Source organism: Flavobacterium sp. LM4, assembly GCF_002017935.1.
Taxonomy (GTDB): domain Bacteria; phylum Bacteroidota; class Bacteroidia; order Flavobacteriales; family Flavobacteriaceae; genus Flavobacterium; species Flavobacterium chungangense.
The window spans coordinates 279771-305196 of sequence record NZ_MUFW01000003.1; the positions used below are offsets into that span (position 1 = coordinate 279771).

The 25426-nt window shown below is 36.3% G+C and carries 12 protein-coding genes; all 12 read left to right on the plus strand.

Features of this window, described 5'->3' with window-relative positions:
* The first annotated feature begins 158 nt into the window (after positions 1-158).
* The 12 genes from BXU10_RS18595 to BXU10_RS18650 all read left to right on the plus strand — a co-directional run bounded on the left by BXU10_RS18595 (position 159) and on the right by BXU10_RS18650 (position 25382).
* Complete coding sequence (locus BXU10_RS18595) at positions 159-3290, plus strand: TonB-dependent receptor (protein WP_078229044.1); 3132 nt, start codon at positions 159-161, stop codon at positions 3288-3290.
* An 11-nt stretch (positions 3291-3301) separates the two neighbouring features.
* On the plus strand, positions 3302-4876 hold the full coding sequence (locus tag BXU10_RS18600) for a RagB/SusD family nutrient uptake outer membrane protein (protein WP_078229045.1): 1575 nt from the start codon (positions 3302-3304) through the stop codon (positions 4874-4876).
* 22 nt (positions 4877-4898) lie between these two features.
* A complete protein-coding gene (locus BXU10_RS18605; protein WP_078229046.1) occupies positions 4899-6308 on the plus strand; it encodes a hypothetical protein in 1410 nt (469 codons plus the stop codon).
* Positions 6309-6542: 234 nt separating this feature from the next.
* The gene (locus tag BXU10_RS18610; protein WP_078229047.1) at positions 6543-9017 is read left to right on the plus strand and encodes a glycoside hydrolase family 2 TIM barrel-domain containing protein; all 2475 of its coding nucleotides are present in this window, start codon (positions 6543-6545) and stop codon (positions 9015-9017) included.
* A 123-nt stretch (positions 9018-9140) separates the two neighbouring features.
* The gene (locus tag BXU10_RS18615) at positions 9141-11540 is read left to right on the plus strand and encodes an alpha-xylosidase (RefSeq protein WP_078229048.1); all 2400 of its coding nucleotides are present in this window, start codon (positions 9141-9143) and stop codon (positions 11538-11540) included.
* 78 nt (positions 11541-11618) lie between these two features.
* On the plus strand, positions 11619-13625 hold the full coding sequence (locus tag BXU10_RS18620) for a glycoside hydrolase family 97 protein (protein ID WP_078229049.1): 2007 nt from the start codon (positions 11619-11621) through the stop codon (positions 13623-13625).
* 79 nt (positions 13626-13704) lie between these two features.
* Positions 13705-15261, plus strand: a complete 1557-nt coding sequence (locus BXU10_RS18625) for a glycoside hydrolase (RefSeq protein WP_078229050.1) — start codon at positions 13705-13707, stop codon at positions 15259-15261.
* A gap of 102 nt (positions 15262-15363) precedes the next feature.
* A complete protein-coding gene (locus BXU10_RS18630; RefSeq protein WP_078229051.1) occupies positions 15364-17592 on the plus strand; it encodes a glycoside hydrolase family 3 C-terminal domain-containing protein in 2229 nt (742 codons plus the stop codon).
* Positions 17593-17639: 47 nt separating this feature from the next.
* Positions 17640-19136 carry a cellulase family glycosylhydrolase gene (locus tag BXU10_RS18635; protein WP_078229052.1) on the plus strand — a complete coding sequence of 499 codons (1497 nt, stop codon included), beginning with the start codon at positions 17640-17642 and terminating at the stop codon, positions 19134-19136.
* 206 nt (positions 19137-19342) lie between these two features.
* Positions 19343-20596, plus strand: a complete 1254-nt coding sequence (locus tag BXU10_RS18640) for a glycoside hydrolase family 5 protein (protein WP_223255510.1) — start codon at positions 19343-19345, stop codon at positions 20594-20596.
* Positions 20597-20619: 23 nt separating this feature from the next.
* A complete protein-coding gene (locus tag BXU10_RS18645; protein WP_078229053.1) occupies positions 20620-22566 on the plus strand; it encodes a sialate O-acetylesterase in 1947 nt (648 codons plus the stop codon).
* 404 nt (positions 22567-22970) lie between these two features.
* Positions 22971-25382, plus strand: coding sequence for a glycoside hydrolase N-terminal domain-containing protein (locus BXU10_RS18650; RefSeq protein WP_078229054.1), 2412 nt, complete (start codon positions 22971-22973; stop codon positions 25380-25382).
* Positions 25383-25426: the final 44 nt, after the last annotated feature.

The window sequence follows — 25426 nt, forward strand, 5'->3', positions numbered from 1 at the left end:
ATATAAAATTTCGGTCCATTGACGTAAAAACAGAACGTGCAAGCGGAGAACTTCATTGCTTAGAGGCAGACTAAAAATAGTGGAACAAATTATTTAGAAGATTCATTAATCAGATTAAAAACAACTAACAACAAAATTTAACCAAATTATTAATTATTATGAAAAGCAATTATTGTATTAAACCAACAATGCTCCAGTTTTACCTGATGCTGTTGCTTAGCGTACTTACGATGCAGTCGGGTTTTGCACAAGAGCAATCCCAATTTGTAATCGGAAATGTAAAATCGGCAGACGATGGTATGGGAATTCCCGGTGCTAGTGTAACAATTGAAGGAACAAAAAGAGGAACCTCTACAGATTTTGATGGAAATTTCAGGTTGGAAGCAAAAACAGGTGATGTCATTGCAATCAGTTTTATGGGATTTAAAACACAGCGTGTCACGGTTGGAACTCAAAAAACAATTAATGTAACCTTACAAACCGAAGCGGCAGATCTTAAAGAAGTTGTTGTTATTGGTTATGGTACTCAAAAAAGAACAGCCGTAATGACTGCTATTACGCAGGTTTCTGGTGAAAGTCTGGCTAAAACAAATACTATAAATGCACTCCAGGGACTGCAAGGGCAGGCAGCCGGACTTCAAATTACATCTACTTCCGGACAGCCGGGAGAAAAAATGAATGTGGTTATCAGAGGTTTGGGGACTACTGGAGGCAGCAACCCGCTTTATGTGGTAGATGGCATACTTACCGGAGATATTACCTATCTAAACAACTCTGATATTGAGTCAATTTCGGTTTTAAAAGATGCCGCTTCGTCTGCTATTTATGGATCACAAGCTGCGAACGGAGTCGTTTTGGTAACTACCAAAAAGGGAAAAAGAGGTTCTCCGGGAAAAATTACTTTTGATCAGTATTATGGCGTACAGTCTGTAGCCAGAAAAGTTGATTTGTTAGATGCTAAAGAATATGCTGTTATTTTAAATGAAGCTGCTGTAAACTCCGGTAAAAATCCTTATTTCACTAACGACCAGATTGCCGGATTAGGAAAAGGCACCAACTGGATGGATAAAATGCTCACGGATAATGCAGCTACTAAAAACTTTTCATTTGGTGCTTCGGGAGGTTCTGATACTTCTGTTTATTCTACTTCATTATCTTATCTGGGGCAGGAAGGAATTGTTGGAGGTAAAGACTTATCAAATTATGATCGTTACAATTTCAGATTTAATTCAGAACACAAACTGTATAAAGATGTGCTTACTTTGGGACAGAATTTAAGTTTTGCTTATGTAGATAAAAACGGTATTGGAGTTGGAAACCAATACAATAATTCTTTAAGAAGTGCATTTCAGACCACTCCATTATTACCAATGTATGATGCCGATGGTAATTATTTTGATACTACAAAGAGTACCGAACTATGGCTGTCAGGTGTAGCAAATCCTTATGCGATTATGGATTATAACAATCAAAACGAAAGTAATAATCAAAAGTTATTAGGGAATGTTTATTTACAGGTTGAACCAATAAAAAACCTAACATTTAAAACAACTTTAGGACTTGATTATTATGTGTCCGAAGGCCATTCTTACAAGCCTGTATATCACTTATCAATTTATGCAAATAATAATTATGATACGGTGAACCAAAATATGAGTAAAAACAGAAGTATTACCTGGGATAATTTATTAGGCTATAAATTTAATGTTGCCGAAAATCATCATTTTGAAGCCATGGCAGGAACATCTTATATTAATTACGCAGAAACTTCTGTAGAAGCAAACAATGCAGATTCTGTTTTTAATGATTTAGAACATGCCTGGATAGATACTACGACTAATAAGGACGGAACAAAAATAACCATTAAAGGTAAAAAAGAAGAAAATAGACTGATGTCTTATTTTGGAAGAGCAAACTATAATTATAAAGATACCTATTTCTTCAATGGAACTCTTAGGGCAGATGGTTCGTCAAAATTTGCTCAAGGAAATCAATGGGGATATTTTCCATCAGTATCTGCCGGTTGGGTTGCTTCAAATGAAGCATTTTTAAAAGATTCACAAGCTATAAATTTCCTTAAAGTAAGAGCGAGCTGGGGTCAGGTTGGTAATCAGAGTATTAGGTCATTCCAATATTTAGCCGAAATGAGATCCAAAAATACAAACTATATTTTCGGAGATAAAGAAGGCTCTCTTACACCAGGAACCTATCCGTATAGAGTTGCAAATCCTGATGCAAAATGGGAAACCTCAGAGCAGATAAACCTTGGTTTAGATGCCAGATTTTTAAGTAATGCCTTAAGTGTGACTTTTGATGTTTATCAAAAAACAAATAAGGACTGGTTAATTTTAGCACCTGTTTTTGCAACATTAGGAGCAGAGCCAGCTTATATTAATGGTGGTGATGTAGTAAATAAAGGGGTAGAATTGAGTTTGAATTATCAAAACAAAATTGGCGATTTCAATTATAGTGTGAGTGCAAACGGTGCTTATAATAAAAATACTGTTGGTAAGATACCAAGTAATGATGGTATAATTCATGGATTGAGTAATGAACTGTATGACAATGCAGGTGAATTTTACAGAGCAGAAAACGGATTTCCATTGGGTTATTTCTGGGGTTATAAAACAGGAGGCGTTTTCCAGAACCAGGAACAAATTAATAATTATAAATCGGCGAGTGGTGTAGTATTACAGCCAGGTGCAGCTCCGGGGGATATTATTTATCAAAACGTGAACGGAGATGATAAAATTGATGCCTCTGATAAAACCAGTATCGGAAATCCTAATCCGGACTTTACTTTTGGTTTCTCTTTATCTGCTAATTATAAAGCTTTTGACTTTTCAGTGATGGCAAATGGTGTTGCCGGAAACCAAATTGTACAATCGTATAGAAATCAATCAGGAGCTTTCGGAAACTATACATCTGCTATTTTAAACCGTTGGCATGGCGAGGGTTCTTCGAACTCAGTGCCAAGGGTAACGGAAGACAACAGAAACTTTACACAATTTTCTGATTTGTATGTTCAAAATGGTGATTTCTTAAGAATTAATACGGTTACATTAGGATTTGATTTAGCAAAAATGAATAAATCTAAAACATTCTTCGCAAGTCAGTTCAGACTTTACTTTTCAGTACTAAATCTTTACACGTTTACGAAATACAACGGTATGGATCCTGAGATTGGATTTGGTTCTTCAAATGATGATCAAAAATTTTCATCAGGAGTAGATGTAGGATACTATCCAAGACCAAGAACCTATATGTTGGGTTTAAATGTTAAACTTTAATAAATAAAACAATGAAAAATACCTATTTATATATTTTCTGTTTGAGTTTATTGTCTCTGGGTTCTTGTAGTTTAGAAACAGAACCATTGATAAATCAAACGGATACAAATTTTTACAAAACTACTGAGGATGCTTACAGTGCATTAGTTGGTTGTTATGATGGTTTACAGGTAGCTACGGGTGCTTCCGGATTGGGTGTTCCTGTAATAAGTGAAGTGATGTCAGATGATTGTTTTGGAGGAACCGGTGCTTCAGATGGGTACAATTATGCATTAATAGACGAATTTGATAAAAGTCGTTCCCCAGCAGACGTGGATCTTCTAAATGAAAACTGGAAAAATTATTATAAAGGAGTTCTACGATGCAATCTCTTTCTGTCTAAAATGGATCAGATTGAATGGAAAGGAGATACTGCTTTAAGAAATACCTATGAATCTGAAACTAAATTTATCAGAGCTTATTTGTATTTTGAAATGGTACGTTTGTGGGGGAATATACCACTATTAACAGCACCTTCTGAAGAGAATATCCCACAGGCAACTCCTGAAGAAGTTTATAAAGTAATAGCTGAAGATTTGGTTTTTGCAGCAAACAATTTACCAACAGCGGCATATAATTCTGTACCAAATGGAAGAATCACTAAATGGGCAGCAAAATCTTTACTAGGACGTGTTTATTTATATTACACCGGATATTATGGAAAAACAGATTTAGCCGGAGTAGTAACTAAAACACAGGCTTTAGGTCATTTAGAAGATGTTATTGCAGGAAGTGGTCACGGTTTGGTTGATGATTTTTCTACTTTATGGCCAGCCGCTTCGGTTGATCAATATGCAGGAGAGAGTAATAAAGAGTTCGTATTTTCTATAAAATATACTTACACCAGTGATTATAATGGAAATACGGATGGTAATGCCTGGTTAGTAATGTTTGGAATGAGAGAGTTTTCATCTTACCCTTATGCGCATGGATGGGGAGTAACGGTAAACTCAAAATTATGGGATGATTACGCTGCAAATGATACTAGACGCGGAGCAACTATAATTGGAATTGAAGAAGAAGATATAGCGTTCAACAAAATAAACAGTCAAAGAGAATATACAGGTTACTACAATAAAAAATACTGTCCAATGATTGATAAGGACGGAAAAGAACTTCCTATTGTTTTAGGTAGCCAGTTTTGGGACATTAGCCAGTTTCAGGATTATGTGGTATTGAGATATGCTGATGTTTTATTAATGGCAGCAGAATTAGGAAGCGGGAGCGCTCAGTCTTATTTTGACCAGGTGAGACAAAGAGCGTACAAAGCAAACTTTGCTTCATTACCCCCAACTCAGAAAAATATCATGGAAGAAAGACGTTTAGAATTTGCTCTTGAAGGTGTAAGATATTGGGATTTATTACGTCAGGGAATTGGTATAGCTTCGTTAAAAATTGCAGGAAATACAACTTTGTTAAGCGGTGGAGTTGCCACAACAAAAACAATATCGGCTGCTAAAATTCAGGAAACAAAAGGATTATCTCAAATTCCTAATACGCAGATTACATTGTCAGGAAATGTTTTAAAACAAAATGCCGGCTGGTAATTTTAACTAAAAACTAAAGAAAATGAAAAATATTAAAATAGTAATTACAACATTTTTGACGCTGGTACTCCTAATGTCATCTTGTTCACCAGATACCTATTCGTTAGATGCTGTGACTGATAAGTCGGATATTAATTATGAAATTACACAGGATTTTGCAGTAGATCCGGGAGGGAATACTGTAAAATTAACTAATAAAACTCCTGGAGTTGTGCTGACCTGGGATTACGTTACAGGAAAATCAAACAAAGCTACTGAAACGGTAAAATATGCCTTTAAAGGAAATTATACTATAAAAATTATAGCAGTAACAGGTGGTGGTATTGTAGAGTTGGATCCCTATACTGTGACCGTTACTCAGGATAATTTAAATTATGTAAACGACCCACTTTGGAATTTACTTACAGGTGGCGTTGGAAAATCTAAAACCTGGCTTTTGGATTTAAATGCAGATGGGGTTTCGAAATATTTTATTGGTCCAATGTACTTTTATGGTGCAGATAACGGATGGCTGGAAGGTGGAGATAATGGATGTTATGGTGCTAGTTGTTGGAATTGGCTTCCGGAATGGAAAGGAAACACATGGATTGCAGCTAAAGGTGATTACGGAAGCATGACATTTAGTTTGGAAGGTGGTCCATTTTTAAAAACAGATCACAAAATGATGCCAGGTTATGGTCAGGAATCAGGTACGTTTTTTTTAGATGCTGATGCAAAAACGTTAACTACCTCTAATGCTACCATTTTACATACCAATGAAAATGAAAATTGTGTGGATAATTGGCACTCTATGAAAATTATGTCACTAACAGAAAACACATTACAAGTTGGTGTTTTAAGAAAAGGAAGTTGTGATGGTGCTGCAACATTGGTTTTTAATTTTATCTCAAAAGACTATAGCGATAATTGGGTACCGAAAGATGTTCCGGATCCAAACCCGGCAATTGATTTAAATGGTGGAAGTGTCGATGATTTATTATCAACTACAACTACAACCACTAAGACATGGGCCTTAAGCAAAGACAGCCCTTTTAACTGGACAGATTTAACTGGAGCATTTTTAAATCCTTGGAATACTGTAGCTGATTATCCGGACTGGGCAGCATTTACAGCAGCAGATCAGGCAACTGTAGTGAAAAATAAAATCTCTTTTTCTGATGATGGAACTGTTAAAACCGTAAAGAGCGATGGTACTACAACTTCAGGGACTTATACAACAAGTACTGATGGAACAAATATTATCACTTTTGGCGGAATAAATCCTTCATTTGCGATAGGCAATTCCTGGGCAAGTGTATCTACTACTGCAAAAAACCAATGGAAAATTGTTAAAACAGCAAAAACGGGTAATGTAGTTACTGACATTTGGTTTGGAAAACGTGATGAGGTGAAAAGTGAGTATATGGTTTTCCACTTTGTATTAAGTAATTAATCATCTAAAACCACTTTTTTAAATAATAAAGTCATCTCTAAATACAATCTTATGTACTATTTTTTTGAAAGAGAGTGTTTAGGGATGTCTTATTATTTGTTGCTCTTTTTGACAAAATCAAATCGGTTTAAGATTAAAAAGTACAAGAATAAATACATGAAAAATAATAATTTACCCTCCAGTAATTAGTTGAAATAATTATCGGTAAATTTATTTGAACTAATCTAAAGAAAGATGAAATATTTGAATTTTTTAAAGACATTTACAATTTTGGGACTGTTTACAGTTTGTAGCTGTAATAAGAAAAATACTGATTTTGAAAACCGAAAAGTCTCTTTTAATTCAGATTGGAGTTTTCATCTAAATGACAGCCTTGTTGATAAAGATACTATAGGAACTTCTACAAAATGGAGAACTTTAGATGTTCCTCACGACTGGAGCATCGAAGGAAAATTTGATGAAAAAAGCCCGGCCGGATATGGAGGCGGATCGCTTACCGGAGGTTTAGGCTGGTACAAAAAAATATTTAAAGTCGCTGCAGAAGACAGCACAAAAATAACTTCAATCACTTTTGACGGTGTTTACAGAAACAGCGAAGTCTGGGTAAACGGACATTTTTTAGGAAAACGTCCAAACGGATATATTGGTTTTCAATATGAAATGACTCCATACTTAAATTACGGAGACAAAAACAACGAAATAATTGTTAAGGTTGACAATTCAAAACAACCCAATTCACGTTGGTATTCGGGTTCAGGAATTTTTAGAAATGTGTGGATCGAAACAACAGACAAACTTCGCGTTGGACAATGGGGAACTTACATTACAACTCCAAAAGTTACGTCTGAAAAAGCTTCAGTAAATATTGAAACAACGATTAAAAATCAATATAAAGAAGGTAAAAAGGTAAAATTAACGACAACTATTTTTAAAGAAGATACCAAAGTAACATCGGTTACTCAAGATATAACAATCAGTGCAAACGGAAATCAAATTGTAAAGCAATCGGCTGAAGTTGAAAATCCTGCATTATGGTCAGATCAAAAACCTGAACTGTACACAGCAGTTACCGAAATTTCGTCCGATGATAAAATCATTGATCAATATAAAACCACTTTCGGAATCAGAGATTTTAAATTCGATCTTAAGAAAGGTTTTATTCTCAATGGAAAACAAGTCAAAATAAAAGGAGTCTGTATGCACCATGATTTAGGGCCGTTAGGTGCTGCAATCAATACGCGTGCAATCGAACGTCAGTTAGAAATCCTGAAAGAAATGGGTGTTAATGGAATCAGAACTTCTCATAATCCTCCCGCTCCGGAACTTCTGGATCTTTGCGATAAAATGGGTTTCATTGTCATGGATGAAGCATTTGATATGTGGAAACAAAACAAAACCAAATACGATTATGCAAATGATTGGGACAAGTGGCACGAAAGAGATTTAGTTGATCAATTGCTTCGCGACCGTAATCATCCAAGTATTTTTATGTGGAGTATCGGAAACGAAATTCCGGAACAATGGAACGAAACCGGAATTGAAATTGCGAAGGAATTAGAAGCAATAGTACGTTTAAATGATAAAACACGACCGCTTACAGCAGGAATGAATCCGCCGGTAAATATGAATATTGATGCAGTGACTTTGCAATTCGAGAAAAAGAATGTTTCGATTAATCCGCTTGCCGGATCTGGTGTTTTAGATTTGATAGGATACAATTATGCGCATCAGACTTTCGAACATCATCAAAAAAACTTTCCAAATACACCTTTCATTGCAACAGAAACAACTTCAGGTTTACAGACAAGAGGATATTATGATGCGGTTTCAGATACCATCAAAAAATGGCCGGTTAGCTGGGATAAAAAATTTGAAGGAGGAAATCCGGGAAATACCGTTTCAGCTTACGATCAGGTGCAAACGCCTTGGGGATCTACGCATGAAGCAACCTGGAAAATTATAAAAAAACATGATTTCTTAGCCGGAATGTATGTTTGGACAGGTTTCGATTACATCGGAGAGCCAACTCCGTACGAATGGCCATCGGTAAGTTCGTATTTCGGAATTGTAGATTTAGCCGGTTTTCCGAAAGACGTGTATTATATGTACCAAAGCGAATGGACTAACAAAACGGTTCTTCACATTTTCCCACATTGGAACTGGAAAGCCGGACAAACTGTTGACGTTTGGGCCTACTACAATAATGCTGATGAGGTAGAACTTTTTGTAAACGGAAAATCAGTTGGAAAAAGAAGCAAAAAAGGAGATGATTTACATGTAATGTGGAGAATACCATTCGAAGCAGGAACGCTTAAAGCAGTTTCCCGTAAAGGTGGAAAAGTGGTTTTAGAAAAAGAAATCAAAACTGCCGGAAATCCTTCGCAATTAAAATTAACTGCCGACAGAAGCACCATCAAAGCAGATAAAAATGATTTGTCATTTGTAAACGTTGATATTTTGGATGCGAATAGAACTCTGGCTTCAAATGCCAATAACGAAATCCATTTTTCATTAAAAGGAAACGGAAAAATCGTAGGCGTTTGTAGTGGTGATCCGGTTAGTCATGAATCTTATAAAGGAACAAAACATACTGCTTTAGCCGGAAAATGTCTGGTCATTGTTCAGTCTGGAGATAAATCGGGAAGACTGGAACTGACCGCTAAAGCGAATGGATTAAAAAAAGCCACAATTGTAATTACAACTGAATAACGAGTCACCACTCCTGCAAGGTTTTTAAAACCTTGTAGGTATAAATTATAAGTTTCAAATAAATAAAAACCTACGAGGTTTTCAAAACCTCGCAGGAAAACTAACATCTAGAATTATTAACCAATGAAAAACTTACAACTAACCGCATTGTTTTCGGCCTTTATGTTTGGATGTGTTCTGACGCCAAAAGCATCAGCTCAAATTCAGAACGCAGACGTACTAAATGCACCAATAGATATCAGCAAAGATTTTCAGAATTATCTGAATACCTTTTATTTTGCGGATGAATTGGCCTCTTTTGATCCTGCAACTGGAAAAGGAACGATAAAATATTTGAGATACAACTACAAAACGCGTCAGGCTTTCAACAACATGATGATGAAACCTGATACAGAAAAACCAAATGAATTCCCGACAACAGAATATGAGGTTTCTCCGGTTTTGCCGTTCGAAATTCAGTTTGTTTCAGACAGAACAATTCGTATCAAAACGACTTCTGGTCCACAGTTTCACCCGCAAAAAGAATCTTTGATGCTGATTGACGGCGTTGCGCCGAATCATCCTGAATTATGGAAATATTCTAAAATCGAAGGCGGTCACAAATACACCAGCAAACATGGAGTTGTCGAAATTTTGACAAAACCATGGCACGTAAAAATTTACGATGAAAAAGGAAAATTGCTCACTAGCACACTTCACGATACCGACTTTAAAAATACGTACACACCAACACTTCCGTTTTCTTATGTTCGCAGAAACAGTGATTACTCCAGAAGTATGGGTGCAGCGTTCAGTTTAGAACCTGATGAAAAAATATTTGGTTGTGGAGAATCTTTCACGCAGTTCAATAAACGCGGTCAAAAAGTAGTTTTATGGACAGATGACGCCAACGGAATCCAAAATGAAACGATGTACAAACCGGTTCCTTTTTATATGAGCAGCCGTGGTTACGGAGTTTTCATGCATCATTCAACACCCATTACAGTTGATTTTGGAAAATACTTTGGAAGTGCCAACGAAATGTACATTGGCGATGACGAAGCTGATTTGTTTTTCTTCATCGGCGAACCAAAAGATATTTTAGATCAATACACCGATTTGACCGGAAAAGCTGCTATGCCGCCACTTTGGTCGTTTGGTTTCTGGATGAGCCGAATCACTTATTTCTCAGAAAAAGAAGGACGTCAAGTTGCTCAAGACTTACGTAAATATAAAATTCCAACCGATGTTATTCACTTTGATACCGGCTGGTTTGATGTAGACTGGAGAAACAATTACGAGTTTGCAAAATCCCGTTTTCCGGATGCTACAAAAATGATGTCTGATTTAAAAGACGATGGTTTTCATGTATGCCTTTGGCAATTGCCTTATTTCACTCCAAAAAACACATTGTTCAATGAAATCATGGACAAAAATCTGGCAGTAAAAGACCGTAAAGGAAATCTTCCGTATGAAGATGCTGTATTGGATTTCTCAAATCCGGAAACTATTTCATGGTATCAGGGAAAATTGAAAAAATTATTTGATGAAGGTGTTTCGGTTTTCAAAGTAGATTTTGGAGAAGCCGCTCCGCCGGACGGAATTTATCATTCAGGAAGAACAGGTTTCTACGAACACAATTTATATCCGTTACGTTATAATAAGGCTGTCGCCGAAATCACACAGAAAGAAAAAGGATACACTTTAATCTGGGCGAGAAGTACTTGGGCAGGAAGTCAGCGTTATCCTTTGCATTGGGGTGGTGATGCTGAAACAACAAACGGTGCCATGTCGGCAGAATTACGTGGCGGACTTTCATTAGGTCTTTCCGGTTTTAGTTTCTGGAGTCATGATGTGGGAGGATTTGCAACAAAATCTCCTGAAAATTTATACAGAAGATGGGCACCCTTCGGAATGTTTACTTCACATGTAAGAAGCCACGGTGAACCTCCTCGCGAACCTTGGTTATACAGTAAAGATTTTCTGGAAGGATTTAGAAAAGCAGATAATATGCGTTACGAATTAATGCCCTATATCTACGCTCAGGCAAAAGAAAGTTCTCAAAAAGGATTGCCAATGATGCGCGCTTTGTTCGTAGAATATCCAAATGACCCGGGAGCATGGTTGGTTGACAATGAATATTTATTCGGATCAAGTATGCTGGTTGCGCCTCTTTTTGAAGAAGTTGGAGAAAGAGACGTTTACCTTCCAGCAGGGACATGGATTGATTACCAGACAAAAAAAGTATATGAAGGTGGATGGCACAAAATTAAAGCAGGCGAAGTACCAATTGTAGTTTTGGTTAGAGACGGTGCAGCTATTCCACATATTGCACTGGCACAATCAACAAAAGATATGGATTGGAGCAAATTGACTCTGAAAGTATTCGCAAGTGACAAAACCACTTCGGCGAAAGCCCAAGTATTTTTACCAGATGGAGATACTGTTCAGGAAATTACAGTTACTAAAAAAGGAAATACTTTTGATGTAACACCAAATACCTTAAACGGAAAAACCACTTTTAAAACCGAGTGGCTAAAATAGGTTTTGTTAGAGTTAGTTTTATAAATCGGGTGAAATCTGCGTCACCCGATTTATTTATAAAAGATTAAATAAAATACCATGAAAAAATACCTTTTCCTTCCCGCTGTACTACTTTCAATAACTTTTGGATATAGTCAGAAAAATAAAAATGCTTACGAACTGGCATCGCCAAACGGAAAAAACAAAATCAAATTTGAGCTGGTAAAAAATGCTCCGAAATATGCCGTTTCTCACGGAAAAACAGAAGTGATTTCTCCATCTGAAATGGGATTTGTATTAAAAGGAAACGAAGACTTAAGTTCGAACTTTGAAATTAAAGGCGTCAATACATCTACGTTTGATGAAACCTGGGAACAGGTTTGGGGAGAAAAGAAAAACATCAGAAATCACTACAATCAGTTAATTGTTGATTTACAGCAAAAAACAGGAAACAAAAGAAAGTTGCAAATTCAGTTTCGTGCTTTTGATGACGGGGTTGCTTTTAGATATGTTTATCCAAAACAAAATGTAAAAGACAGTATTTTCATCACGGATGAAAAAACGACTTTCAACTTAAAAGAAGACGGAAAAGCATGGTGGATTCCGGCTAACAGAGAAAACCGCGACGAATATTTGTTTGAAGCGGCACTGGTCAGTAAATTAGATACGGTTCTGACACCGCTTACAATCGAAAGTAAAAGTGGATTGTCCTTAAGTTTTCATGAAGCAAATCTCATCGATTTTGCCAGTATGACTTTGGTAAATAATAAAGGAACAGAACTAAAATCAGATTTAGTGCCTTGGCCTGATGGCGTAAAAGTTCGTGTAAAAGATACCTTTACTTCATCCTGGAGAACGATCCAGATTGGAGAAAATCCTGGAGATTTAATTACTTCTTATTTGGTTTTAAATCTGAATGAACCAAACAAATTAAAAAATACAAACAGCTATTTCAAGCCGTATAAATATTTAGGAATCTGGTGGGGAATGCATATTGGGAAATATACGTTCTGGGAAAGCGACAAACAAGGCGCAACGACAAAACATGCTGAAGAATACATTGATTTTACAGCAAAAGAAGGTTTTAATCATTTACTAATAGAAGGCTGGAACAAAGGATGGACGCCGGGCTGGTACGAAAACCGTATGCACATGTTCAGCTTCACAAAAAATGCCGATAATTTCGACCTTGAAAAAGTGGTTGAATACGGAAAGAAAAAGAACATAGAATTAATCGGATATCACGAAACAGGTTCAAATTTAATTAACTATTTAAAAGAAGTTGACGAAGGTTTTGCTTTGTACAAAAAATTAGGAATCCACACCGTAAAAATTGGTCATGTAGGTTCTAAATTAAACATGAAACAAATGCACTTCGGACAATTTGGAGTGAACTATTTCAGATATATTTTAGAAAAAGCAGCACAATATGATCTAGCGGTTTTATATCATGAATCAATTAAAGATACCGGAGAAAGAAGAACTTTTCCAAACATGGTTTCAAGAGAAGCGGCAAGAGGTCAGGAATACAATGCCTGGAGTGAAGGAAATCCGCCAAATCACTTAAGCATTATTCCGTTTACAAGATTACTTTCCGGACCAATGGATTTTACACCTGGAATTTTCGATGTTGAGGTAAAACAAGGTTATCCGGGAAAAAGAATTCAGGGAACGGTGGGGCAGCAATTGGCATTGTATGTAGTACTTTATTCTCCAATTCAAATGCTAGCCGATCTTCCTGAAAATTACGAAGGAAAACCAGCTTTACAATTCCTAAAAGACGTTCCGACAGATTGGGAAGATACCAAAATCATAGAAGGTAAAATTGGTGAATACATTACCACAGCAAGAAAAGACAGAAACAGTGCCGACTGGTATTTAGGAACTTTAACAAATGAAAATCCAAGAAACGTAAATGTTTCATTATCATTTTTAGATCCAAATGCAACTTACGAAGCACAGATTTATGTTGATGCTGAAGGGACAGATCAAAAACACAATCCGGAAGCAGTAGCAATTTCGAAGAAAACAGTAAAATCTACAGACTCGCTGAAATTAAATTTAGGAGGAGCTGGAGGAGGTGTGGTGAGATTTAAAAAGTTGTAATCAATTCATTTTTCGTTATAGATACACAGCTAGAGACGCACAGCAGTGGGTCTAACATTCAGAATTAAAATATTTTTAGATGAAAAAGCTTCTTATAATAGCGGTTCTTATTAGTTCAATCCATTTGTTTGGACAAGACCGAACCATAAAAGTAGATTTCAACAAATCTTCGGGAAAAATAAACACCATGTTCAAAGAATGTATTGGTGCCGGAAGAGCAAATGAAGGATTACGTGCAGATTGGCAGCAGCAATTGGCAATGGCAAAAAAAGAATGTGATTTTAAATACATTCGTTTTCATGGTTTATTGTCTGATGACATGGCGGTTTACCGAGAAGATTCAAAAGGAAATCCGGAATACAACTATCAATATGTAGATGTTTTGTTTGATTTTATCGTGAGTCTTAAAATGAAACCTTTTGTTGAATTGGGTTTTATGCCTAACGCACTGGCAAGCGGAAGTGAAACGATTTTCTGGTGGAAAGGAAATGTGACACCTCCAAAAGATTATAAAAAATGGGAAGATTTGATTCGGAATCTAACAGCACATTTTACAGAAAGATACGGAGTCGAAGAAGTAAAGACCTGGTACTTTGAAGTTTGGAATGAACCGAATCTAACGCCCGGTTTCTGGACAGGTACACAGGCAGAATATTTTAAATTATACGATTATGCAGCCAGGGGTATCAAAGATGTAAATAAAGATTATAAAGTAGGCGGTCCGGCAACAGCCGGTGCTGGGTGGGTTCCGGAGACAATTGAATTTGCGGCTAAAAATAATGTTCCACTGGATTTTATTTCGACACATACTTATGGAGTAAATCAGGGTTATCTGGACGAATTTGGAACCTACGGAACTGTTTTGAGTCCAGACGTAAACAGCATTAGCGGAGATGTCATCAATTCGCGTAAGCAGATCACCAATTCGGTTAAACCAAATCTGGAATTACATTACACAGAATGGAGTTCATCTTATACACCGTCAGACCCTATTCACGACAGCTACCATTCGGCAGCGTATATTTTACAGAAATTAAAACAGGTTGGCAATGCGGCGAACTCAATGTCGTACTGGGTTTTTACGGATATTTTTGAAGAAGCAGGCCCTAGATTTACGCCTTTTCACGGAGGTTTTGGTTTGCTAAATACACAGGGGATTAAAAAACCGGCCTACTTCTCTTATTTATTATTAAACAAATTAGGAGAAACAGAACTTCAAAATACGGATAAAGCTTCATGGGCAGCTAAAAATGCAAAAGGAGATTTTCAGCTTTTATTTTGGGATTTTACCAATACACATCCGGGTGACAAAGTTTGGAATCAGACTTATTACGTCAAAGATTTGCCTTCAAAAGAAAAAGGAAAAGTAAAAATTGAAATTGAAGGACTGCAAAAAGGGAAATACATTCTGGAAATCTACAAAGTAGGCTATAAATCAAATGATGCTTATGCAGATTATTTGGCTATGAATAAACCAAATAAGCTGACACGTGATCAGGTAAATTCAATCAAAGTAAAAAATAACGGAGCCCCTGTTGCCACAGAAAAAATAAGCATCGATTCTAAAGGAACTTTCAGTAAAGAAATTAAAATCAATGAGAATGATGTTTTCCTGATGAATTTTGTAAAACAATAATTTGAAAATAAACATACAGCAAAAACATAAAAATAAATTTAAACACCACGATTTTAAAATTTTAGTAAGGATGAGATTTTAAATCTAATAATGAAATGATCTATGAAAAACAAAATTTTACAACTGTCAGCATTGATCGTATTTGCGGTTTTTACTACCGGTAAAAACTACGGACAGAATTTAACCCCTGCTCAAAAAGCATATGTTGGAAAAGAAATAGGGACAGGATTTGATGCAAAAATTGATAAGTTAATTTCTCAAATGACACTTGAGGAAAAAATTGGGATGCTGCATGGCAATAGTATGTTCACGTCCGGCGGTGTAAAGCGTTTGGGGATTCCGGAACTAAAAATGGCTGATGGACCGTTAGGGGTTCGTGAAGAAATTTCCCGTGATAATTGGTCTCCGGCTGGGTTAACCAATGATTTTGCAACCTATTATCCGGCCGGAGGCGGTTTGGCTGCAACGTGGAATGTAGAGATGGCGCACAAATTCGGAGCCAGTTTAGGTGAAGAATTGCGTGCCAGGGATAAAGACATGCTGCTTTCTCCAGCCATTAATATTGTAAGAACACCACTTGGCGGAAGGACTTATGAATACATGTCTGAAGATCCATTTTTAAATAAAAAAATTGCGGTGCCTTTAATCGTAGGTTTACAGGAAAAAGATGTTATGGCGTGTGTCAAACACTATGCAGCTAATAATCAGGAAACCAACCGTGATTTTGTAGATGTACAAATCGATGAACGAACACTTCGTGAAATTTATCTTCCGGCTTTTGAAGCTTCTGTAAAAGAAGGAAAAGCCTATAGTATAATGGGGGCTTACAACAAATTCAGAGGAGAATATTTGTGCGAGAATGATTATATGCTCAATAAAATCCTTCGCGATGAATGGGGATTCAAAGGTGTTGTAGTTTCAGATTGGGCTGCGGTACATTCTACCGCAAAAACTTTAAAAAATGGTTTAGATATTGAAATGGGAACACCAAAACCATTCAACGAATTTTTTCTTGCTGATAAATTAATTGCAGCAGTAAAGTCCGGAGAAGTTTCGGAAACAGAAATTAACCTGCATGTAAAACGTATTTTAAGAACCTTATTTCAGGTAAAAGCGATAGATGGGGGAAATCGTGCTAAAGGAAGTATTGCCACTGAGGCACATTATCAGGATGCATACAAAATTGCGGCTGAAGCAATAGTTTTACTTAAAAACGAAAACAATGCACTGCCTTTAAAATTAGACGGACTTAAATCTGTTGCCGTAATTGGAAACAATGCAACCAAGAAAAATGCACTGGGCGGATTTGGCGCAGGTGTAAAAACCAAAAGAGAAGTTACTCCTCTTGAGGGATTGCAAAACCGTCTGCCTTCATCAGTTAAAATTAATTATGCTGAAGGATACTTAGAACGTTACGAAGAAAAAAATAAAGGAAATTTAGGAAATATTACATCTAGTGGTCCGGTAACAATAGATCAATTAGATGAAGCTAAATTACAGGAAGCGGTAGAAGCTGCTAAAAATTCTGATGTGGCTATCATTTTTGCAGGTTCAAATCGTGATTATGAAACCGAAGCTTCAGACCGAAGCGATTTACACTTACCATTCGGACAAGAAGAATTAATCAAAAAAGTATTAGCCGTTAATCCTAAAACCATTGTGGTTATGATTGCCGGAGCTCCCTTTGATATTAATGAAGTAAGCAAAAAAACTTCGGCTTTAGTCTGGAGCTGGTTTAATGGTTCTGAAGGTGGAAATGCTTTGGCTGATGTACTGTTGGGGAAAGTAAATCCATCAGGAAAATTACCATGGACAATGCCCAAAAATCTTATGGACTCTCCTGCGCATGCAACAAACAGTTTTCCGGGTGACAAAGCAGTAAACTATGCTGAAGGAATTTTGGTAGGATATCGTTGGTTTGATACTAAAAAAATTGAACCGTTATATCCTTTTGGATACGGATTATCATATACCAGTTTTGCTTTTGAAAATGCTAAAGCAAATAAAACAGTATATGCTTCAGGTGAAACGATTTCTGTTTCAATTAATGTTAAAAATACGGGTAAGACAGATGGAAAAGAAGTTGTTCAGTTATATGCTTCAAAATCTGATTCAAAAGTAACGCGAGCTGCAAAAGAATTAAAAGGATTCAGAAAAGTATTTGTAAAAGTCGGCAGTTCTCAACCGGTAACGATTCAGGTTCCGGTTAAGGAACTTGCCTACTATGATGTCGCTTCAAATAAATGGATAGTAGAACCGGGAAAATATACACTGAGTCTGGGGAATTCTTCAAGAGACATCAAAAAAGAAATTGTAGTAAACATTAAATAAAAATTCAAATAACCGCCACTTTATTAACTTAAACAACCAAATTAACAATGAAAAAAATAATAAAAATGTACTTATTAAACACGATTTTGTGTTTATCTTTTTTGGGTATCCTCGCCTGTAGTTCCGATAAGGAAACTTCGGAGGAAACAGATCCAATAGTAAAAACCCTGACCGTAAATGTCAATAAAGTTGAGCTTGACAGTAAAGCTAACAGTGCAGATGTAATTGTTGCCACAAACAGCACAGGATGGTCAGTAAGTACATCAGATGCAACCTGGATAAAATTTTCTCCAGCTACGGGTGTAGCGGGCAGAACAACAGTTACGATTTCTGTTTTAGAAAACACCAGTTCTGTAACAAGAACGGCAGATGTTACTATCAGTTCCAGCGAAGTAGCTTCGGTAAAAATAACCGTTTCGCAAGCAGGAAAGACAGGTTTATATCCGAGCTATAATACGAATCCAATTGCAGCAGATGCTACAGGTATGAGCAGTACTGCTGTACAATTGGCCGCTAAAATGAAATTGGGCTGGAATATCGGAAACACTTTAGAAGCGACTGGAAGTGAAACGGCCTGGGGAAATCCAAAAGTTACAAAAGCACTAATCGATCTGGTTAAAGCAAACGGTTTTAATGCTATTAGAATTCCGTGTTCATGGAATCAATATGCTAATGCTACAACAGCAAAAATTAATACAATATGGCTGGACAGAGTTAAAGAAGTTGTTCAGTATTGTGTTGATAATGATATGTATGTAATTGTAAACATCCACTGGGATGGCGGATGGCTGGAAAGAAATGTTACCGAAGCCAAGCAATTAGAAAACAACGCTAAACAAAAAGCTTTTTGGGAGCAAATTGCAACACACCTACGCGGATTTGATGAGCATTTACTTTTTGCAAGCGCTAATGAACCAGATGTTGCGAATGCCACAGAAATGGCTGTACTTAAGTCCTATCATCAGACTTTTATTGATGCTGTTCGTTCAACAGGAGGGAAAAATGCATATCGTAATTTAATTGTTCAGGGGCCATCGACAGATATTGAAAAAACAAACCAATTGATGACTTCATTGCCTACAGATCCTGCTGCAAACCGTATGATGGCTGAGGTTCATTTTTATCCGTATCAGTTTACCCTGATGACCGAAGATGCTGACTGGGGTAAAATGTTTTATTATTGGGGAGCAGGAAACCATTCCACTACGGATACTTCACACAATCCAACCTGGGGAGAAGAAGCGGATGTAGATAAATTTTTTCTATTAATGAAAAACCAGTTTGTAGACAAAGGGATTCCGGTAATTTTAGGAGAGTTTGGAGCAATCAGACGTAATTTAACCGGTGAGGCATTAACCTTACATCTAAAATCAAGAGCAGCTTTTTATAAATATGTTGTTAAACAATCAAAAGCAAATGGTTTAGTTCCTTTTTACTGGGATGCAGGAAATCTGGGAGTAAACACAATGTCTTTATTTGACAGAAGCAATAATACCGTATACGATTCACAGGCATTAACAGCCTTACAGGACGGGTTGAAATAAAAAATTATTAAAAGCTCTACAGTTATTTACAAAACTAATGACTAATTAACTGTAGATTTCTTTTATCAATTTTAAAGGTTATTTTCTACACCAGATTTTTTTAAGCCATTATTTCTTTTTCTTTCAGATTGAAATAATGGCTTTTACTCCTTTAATAAAAAAATATTATACTTTAACTTATTCATTTAACGAAAAAATTAAATATCATGAAAAAAACATTTATGAATTGCCAAATTACATTTTTATTGTGTTTGGGGTTATTAGCAAATCTTTCCTGTAGTAATGATGTTCCTGAGCAAAAAATTACTGCAGAAACGAATTCAGCTGTATCAGTTTCAACTTCAAAATTACCAAATTATAATACAAATCCATTACCGGCTGATGCTTCAGGCATGGGGAGTGATGCCAAAACAATTGCTTCAAAAATTAAAATAGGCTGGAATATCGGTAATACGATGGAAGCTACCGGCGGTGAAACGGCTTGGGGAAACCCAAAAGTGACCAAAGCATTAATAGATTTAGTAAAAGCGAAAGGGTTTAATGCTGTAAGGATTCCATGTTCATGGAACCAATATTTGGCTAATTCGACAACTGCTCAAATAAAATCAGATTGGATGAACAGGGTTAAGGAAGTGGTAAAATATTGTAATGATAACGGAATGTATTGTATTGTAAACGTGCATTGGGACGGCGGATGGCTGGAGAACAACATTACAGTAGCAAAACAAGCAGAAAACAACGAAAAACAAAAAGCATTCTGGGAGCAAATTGCTACCAGTCTTAGAGATTTCAACGGATTATTACTTTTTGCAAGTGCTAACGAACCAAATGTAGACAATGCAGAACAAATGGCCGTACTTAAATCTTATCATCAGACTTTTATTGATGCGGTGCGTTCTACAGGAGGAAAAAATGCTTACAGAACCTTAATCATTCAGGGACCGGGAACAGATATTACAAAAACAAACCAATTAATGACTTCTTTACCTACAGATAAATTAGCAGGTCGAATGATGGTAGAAGTACATTATTATGCGCCATGGCAATTTGCCGGTCTGACTCAGGATGAGAGCTGGGGCAAAATGTTTTATTATTGGGGAAATGGATTTAAATCTACAACCGATACCGGCAGAAATGCAACCTGGGGAGAGGAATCTGCAGTAACAGCCGATTTTAAACTAATGAAAACACAGTTCGTAGACAAAGGAATTCCGGTAATTCTAGGAGAATTTGGAGCCATTAGACGTTCTACACTAACAGGGGATAATCTCACGAAACATTTGGCATCACGTGCTTATTATTTAAAATATGTAGTGCAACAGGCAAAGGCTAATGGTTTAGTACCTTTTTACTGGGATGAGGGAAGCATGACAAATAATGGTTTTGGAATCATCAACAGAACGAACAATACCGTTTTTGACACTAAAGCACTCAATGCTTTAATGGATGGTTTAAAGTAGAATCTGATTTATAAAAAATCAAAATGAAAAAAAACATAGTAACCTTTATATTGTTTTTTTCTTTGTTTGCAAGCGCCAATGTCAGAATGCCTTTGTTGTTTTCTGACGGAATGGTGCTGCAGCGCAATAAGGAAATTCCGGTTTGGGGCTGGGCAGATGCCAACGAAAAAGTAACGATTCATTTTAACAAACAAACCAAAACCATACAGGCTGATACAAACGGAAAATGGATGGTTAAACTAGCTGCAGAAAAAGCCGGAGGTCCTTTTGAATTATCCATTACAGGAAAAAATAAAATTACTATTAAAGATATTTTGGTGGGCGAAGTCTGGATTTGCAGCGGACAATCCAACATGGAATTCCAGATGTATAAATTGCCTGATTTTGAAACTCAAAAGAATCAGACTAATTATCCGATGATTCGTCAGTTTGTTGTGAATCAGGATTTAAGCGGAACTCCAAAAGAAGATTTAAAAGCAGGAAAATGGGCAGTTTCGAACAAAGAAAATATTCGCGATTTTACGGCAGCAGGTTTCTTTTTTGCTAAAAAGTTATATACCGAATTAAAAATTCCAATCGGAATTATCAATACATCATGGGGCGGAACCAATGTAGAAACCTGGACAAGTCACGAAGCATTTCAAAATAGTGATGAATTCAAATCGATAATTGCCGAAGTTCCAACTGTTGATATGGATGCTATTTTCGAAAGCTATAAGAAATCCATTTTGCAAAATCTCAAAAAAGTTCAGGGTTTTGATGTTTCCATGGAAAATGAAAACCAGTTTAAGGAATTCGGTTTTGATGATAAAAATTGGCCCGAAATAAAAGTCCCTTCACTTTGGGAAAATCAGCAAATAGGCAATATCGACGGAATTGTCTGGATGCGAAAAACGATTGTTTTAACTGCTGAACAAGCCAAAAATGAAGCCGTTTTACATCTGGCAAAAGTCGATGATGAAGATCAGACTTTTGTAAACGGAATCGAGATTGGTACTAACAAGATTTGGGACAAGCAAAGAATTTACAAAATTCCGGCAAATGTCTTAAAAGCAGGAACAAACGTAATCGCAGTCAGGATTACAGATTACAGTGGCGGCGGCGGAATTTACGGAGATCCTGCCGATTTGAAAATTCAATTTAAGGACAGTAATTTACCTCTCGAAGGATTCTGGAAATTCAATGTTGTTCAGGTAAAAATATCCGTTTCGCCAAACAGTTACCCTTCATTATTATACAATGCTATGGTAAATCCGCTGGTTCCGTATGCGATTCAGGGGGTTTTATGGTATCAGGGTGAAGCGAATGTCTGGAGAGCAAATCAATACAAAAAAGCATTTCCGTTAATGATTCAGGACTGGAGAACAAAATGGAATCAGGGCAATTTTCCTTTTTACTATGTACAGTTGTCAACTTTTGATGAATTTGGAGGGAATAGTAAAAAAGGAAGCCGTTGGGCAGAACTTCGCGAAGCACAATCGGAAACTTTAAAAGTACCCAATACCGGAATGGCCGTTACTACAGATATCGGAAACGCAAAAGACATTCACCCAACCAACAAACAAGATGTGGGACTTCGATTGGCAGCAATTGCACTGAATAATGTTTACGGTAAAAAGCAAGTTTTTAGCGGTCCTACTTATAAATCTCAGGAAATAAAAGAGAATCAGATTATTGTGACTTTCGAAAACATAGGAGGCGGATTATCAAAACCAAATAATTCCGAATTAAAAGGTTTCGAAATCGCCGGTGCCGACAAAGTTTTTTATTCTGCGAAAGCAATAATCAAAGACAACAAAATTATCGTTTCAAGTACTGAGGTTTCAAATCCCCTAGCAGTTCGTTATGGATGGGCGGATGATGATACGAATATCAATCTTTACAATAAAGAAAAATTTCCGGCATCGCCCTTTAGAACCGACAATTGGGAAATGATTACGGCAAATGAAAAATATAAAATCAGCAAATAAGACCTCAGATGAAAGAACAATTTTATTATGCATCTCCCTGTTTCGTTTCCCTGAAAACCTGAACTACGTTATTAATTAATTGGTTTATAGTTTTAGCTAAATTAATTAGAACTAAAAGGTCTAAAGAGACCATGCAGGATTTAGCTTATTCTTGTTTCTGACGATAAACAGTTAACGTGAAGGTTTGGTCACATAAATTAAAATGCGCCTGTCAGGATATATGCCCCAATTTATCCTTCATAATCATCATACTCTGCAGTCAGTTTTACTTTCCAATGAAAATTAATTATCAGTTGAAATATAAAATTCAGCAGGAATGATTAATATTGTAGGAACGGATTTTTATCCGTTAAAATGGTAATCATAATAGGTTCCATCGGAACGGCACATTTAAAACGGAATACATGAATTTAAACATCATAAAAAAAGCTTTTTTTATTGTACTTTTTACTTTTTTCTATGCAAAAATGACGGCCCAGTCCAGTCATGTTTTATGGTACAATCAGCCAGCCGAATTTTTTGAAGAAACACTGGTTTTAGGAAACGGAAAGATGGGGGCTACCGTTTTTGGCGGTGCCAATTCAGATAAAATTTATTTGAACGATGTCACGCTTTGGTCAGGTGAACCAGTAAATGCTAATATGAATCCCGAGGCCTATAAAAATGTACCGGCTATTAGAACAGCATTGAAAAATGAAGACTATAAGTTGGCTGATGAATTAAATAAAAAATTAGAAGGCTCTTATTCTCAGTCTTTTTCGCCACTTGGCACATTGCATATTTCGCATTTTAAAAAGGATAGTAAATCTACTAATTATTATAGAGAGTTAGATATAGAAAATGCTATTTCAAAAGTGAATTATGAAATTGATGGTGTAAAATATACTCGCGAATATTTTGTTTCAGCTCCTGATCAAATTATGGTTATTAAGATAACATCTAATAAAAAAAACAAGTTAAATTTTCTGATAGATTTTGAAAGCCTATTGAAATTTAAGAAGGATGTTAGTGAAAATGAATTAAAAATTAATGGTTATGCGCCGTATCATGCTGAGCCAAGTTATGTTAAAAGTGATAATCCCATTCTATTTGATGAAAATAGAGGGACTCGTTTTACAAGCTTAGTTCAAATTAAAAATACTGGTGGTGCAATTATTACTGACGAGAATAAAATTGGAGTAAAAAATGCAACTGAAGCTTTGATTTTTGTTTCTATAGCTACAAGTTTTAATGGTTTTGATAAAAACCCTAGTACAGAAGGTTTAGATAATAAGGCAATTGCAGCAGAAAATATGTCGAAAGCTATTTCTAAATCGTATAAGTCATTAAAAGAAGCTCATATTTCAGATTACCAAAAATTATTTAAACGTGTGCGTTTAGACTTAGGAAAGACCACTGCCCCTAATTTGCCCACTGACGAGCGTTTATTGCGTTATTCAGATGGTGAAGAAGATAAAAATTTAGAGACTCTGTATTTTCAATACGGACGATATTTACTAATAAGTAGTTCTAGGACATTAGGCGTCCCTGCTAATTTACAAGGTATATGGAATCCTTATATGCGTCCGCCCTGGAGTAGTAATTATACCACAAATATCAATGTTGAAGAGAATTACTGGCTAGCTGAAAACACAAATCTTTCTGAGCTACACCATCCTCTTTTGAGTTTTATAAAAAACATTTCTGAAACCGGTAAAATAACAGCAAAAACATTTTATGGAGTGGATGGCTGGGCGGTGGCTCATAATTCTGATATCTGGGCGATGAGTAATCCTGTTGGAAATTTTGGTGGCGGAGATCCTAACTGGGCTTGCTGGAATATGGGAGGTGCCTGGTTGAGTACACATATTTGGGAACATTATATGTTTTCTCAGGATTTAAATTATCTTAAAAATCAAGGTTATGATTTAATGCGTGGAGCAGCACAATTTTGTTTAGAATGGTTAGTTGAAGATAAAAATGGTTATTTAGTTACTTCTCCGTCTACTTCTCCCGAAAACCTGTACATTACCCCGAGCGGTTATGTGGGTGCTACTTTGTATGGCGGTGCTGCTGATTTAGCCATGATTAGACAGTGTTTCTCTAATGCAATTGAAGCTTCTAAAGTTTTAAAAACAGATGCAGAATTTAGAATAAAACTTGAAAAGGCACTTTCAAAATTATATCCTTACCAAATTGGTAAAGCCGGAAATTTACAAGAATGGTATTTTGACTGGAAAGATCAGGAACCGAAACACCGTCATCAATCTCATTTATTTGGATTGTTTCCGGGGAATCATATTTCGCCTTTAACAACACCTGAGTTAGCCAATGCTGCCAGAACAACTTTAGAAATAAAAGGTGATGAAACCACAGGTTGGTCAAAAGGATGGCGTATTAATCTATGGGCCAGGCTTCTTGACGGAAACAGAGCTTATAAAATGTATCGTGAATTACTTCGTTACGTTGATCCTGATGGGAAGAAAACAGAAAATCCGAGGAGAGGTGGAGGAACATATCCTAATTTGTTTGATGCCCATCCGCCATTTCAGATTGATGGGAATTTTGGAGGTGCCGCAGCAGTAGCCGAAATGCTGGTTCAGTCTGATGAAAACGAAATCCGATTACTTCCTGCTCTTCCAGATGTCTGGGAAACCGGTTCTGTAAAAGGGCTTTGCGCGCGGGGAGGATTCGAAATTGAAATAGAATGGAGTAATAAAACAGTAAGTAAAATTTCAGTTTCTTCTAAAAATGGAGGAAAAACAACTTTAATCAGTGGAGATAAAAAACAAAATATCACATTAAAAAAAGGACAGAAATTAGAGATAAACTGGTAAGAATAATAGAGGTAGCTAATTAACTGCCTCTATTTTTTTTAATA

Coding starts and splice junctions, on each gene's coding strand:
- BXU10_RS18605 (WP_078229046.1), top strand. CDS start 4,899: ATGAAAAATATTAAAATAGTAATTACAACATTTTTGACGCTGGTACTC.
- BXU10_RS18625 (WP_078229050.1), top strand. CDS start 13,705: ATGAAAAAGCTTCTTATAATAGCGGTTCTTATTAGTTCAATCCATTTG.
- BXU10_RS18620 (WP_078229049.1), top strand. CDS start 11,619: ATGAAAAAATACCTTTTCCTTCCCGCTGTACTACTTTCAATAACTTTT.
- BXU10_RS18595 (WP_078229044.1), top strand. CDS start 159: ATGAAAAGCAATTATTGTATTAAACCAACAATGCTCCAGTTTTACCTG.
- BXU10_RS18635 (WP_078229052.1), top strand. CDS start 17,640: ATGAAAAAAATAATAAAAATGTACTTATTAAACACGATTTTGTGTTTA.
- BXU10_RS18645 (WP_078229053.1), top strand. CDS start 20,620: ATGAAAAAAAACATAGTAACCTTTATATTGTTTTTTTCTTTGTTTGCA.
- BXU10_RS18615 (WP_078229048.1), top strand. CDS start 9,141: ATGAAAAACTTACAACTAACCGCATTGTTTTCGGCCTTTATGTTTGGA.
- BXU10_RS18600 (WP_078229045.1), top strand. CDS start 3,302: ATGAAAAATACCTATTTATATATTTTCTGTTTGAGTTTATTGTCTCTG.
- BXU10_RS18650 (WP_078229054.1), top strand. CDS start 22,971: ATGAATTTAAACATCATAAAAAAAGCTTTTTTTATTGTACTTTTTACT.
- BXU10_RS18630 (WP_078229051.1), top strand. CDS start 15,364: ATGAAAAACAAAATTTTACAACTGTCAGCATTGATCGTATTTGCGGTT.
- BXU10_RS18610 (WP_078229047.1), top strand. CDS start 6,543: ATGAAATATTTGAATTTTTTAAAGACATTTACAATTTTGGGACTGTTT.
- BXU10_RS18640 (WP_223255510.1), top strand. CDS start 19,343: ATGAAAAAAACATTTATGAATTGCCAAATTACATTTTTATTGTGTTTG.